Annotated in this window: 2 protein-coding genes; both read left to right on the forward strand. The window is 38.6% G+C overall.

What is annotated here, in order from left to right; translation table 11 throughout:
- Positions 1-56: 56 nt before the first annotated feature.
- Positions 57-590 (forward strand): transposase, encoded by a 534-nt coding sequence (locus EKM76_RS13250; RefSeq protein WP_125551018.1) that lies wholly within the window; start codon positions 57-59, stop codon positions 588-590.
- Positions 587-1,486: an IS3 family transposase gene (locus EKM76_RS13255; RefSeq protein ID WP_318531409.1), complete on the forward strand. Its 900-nt coding sequence runs from the start codon at positions 587-589 to the stop codon at positions 1,484-1,486. The genes EKM76_RS13250 and EKM76_RS13255 overlap by 4 nt, the downstream gene beginning before the upstream one ends.
- Positions 1,487-1,524 lie beyond the last annotated feature (38 nt).

The raw sequence follows: 1,524 nt of genomic DNA on the forward strand, positions 1-1,524 counted from the left end.
TGAAGTGCCTCATAATTGTTAGACAAAGAGTCTAATGATTGTGAGGTACTTTTTTCATGGTTAAATATAGCCCAGTTTTAAAAGCGCAAATTATCAGTGAACATCTAGACCATGATATCGGCGGTGCCGAGCTGGCCAGAAAATATTGCTTGCCTAAACGACAGGTCAACGATTGGATCCATCAATATCATTTGGGCGGCGTTGAGACGATCAGATCCCAAAAAAGTAAACGGAAGTTCTCTGTGGAATTTAAATTAAATGTGATAGACTACTACCAAACTCATGATGAGTCTTTAGCTGAAGTTGCCGTCAAATATCAAGTTTTAGCTAGTCAAATCAGTGTCTGGCGAACAACTTTTATTCGTGAAGGCTACAACGGTTTGAAGGCTCATCCTAAAGGTAGGCCAACCAAAATGAAACGAAAGAAAAAGCAAATTCGTCAGTTAGAAAAACAAAGCGAAATCGAGCGTTTACGGCGTGAACTAGCTCAAAAAAATCAGGCACTCTATGAAACCAAATTGGAGAATGATATCTTAAAAAAATCAATGACCCTGTTCGGACCTTCAAAGGACGTCAAAAGACCCAAATAGTTGATCAGATCAGGGCGGATCAAGCACAACTTCCAAAATCAAAGCGCTATAAAATCGGTGATATTCTTAAGGCCGTTGGTCTTAAGAAAGCAACTTATCACGATGAACGTAAACGTATCAATAATCATCAAGACAAATATGCAGATCTTAAAATTCAGATTAAGAAGATCACTGACAACGGTAAATATCGCGGACGCCTGACTTACGGTTACCGGCGGGTTCAAACAGAACTGGTCAAGTTACATATTCGTGTTGCAGATACGGTCACACGTCGATTAATGAGTGAATTAGGTGTCCAGGTAAGCCTATATAATCGGCATAGAAATGGTAAATATTCATCTTACAGAGGCAAAGTCGGTCAAGTATCACCCAATCTTCTAAAACAAGATTTTTGCCAATCCCAGCCATATAAAACCCTGCATACTGATGTCACTCAAGTTCGTTTAAAAAACCAAAAATGGGCTTATATATCCGCCATTACAGACGAAGCCAGTAAAGAAGTTTTAGCCTTTCAAATCAGTAACAGCCCCAATCGAGATTTAATTACCAAGACGCTTGATGGATTGATTGCCAAATTACCGACTAATGCTAAACCTATCATTCATTCCGATCAAGGATGGCAATACCAGTTAAATTATTATACTCAAAAGTTGTCAGATAATAGTTTCATTCAGAGCATGTCCCGTAAGGGGAATTGCCATGACAACGCGCCAATTGAGAGTTTTTTCCATGTTTACAAAACAGAATGTTTGGCTGGATTTCCTCCCTGTAAAGATTTAACTGAGCTTAAAACAGTCTCAGAGGAATATATTTACTGGTTTAATCACCAAAGGATTTCCTTGAAAACAAAAGGTATGTCCCCGTGTGAATACCGAGAACATACCTTAGCAGCGTAGAAATATTTACTTTTGTCTAACTTTTGTGTTGCACTTCA

Origin of the sequence: Loigolactobacillus zhaoyuanensis (genome assembly GCF_003946385.1) — a bacterium.
Taxonomy (GTDB): domain Bacteria; phylum Bacillota; class Bacilli; order Lactobacillales; family Lactobacillaceae; genus Loigolactobacillus; species Loigolactobacillus zhaoyuanensis.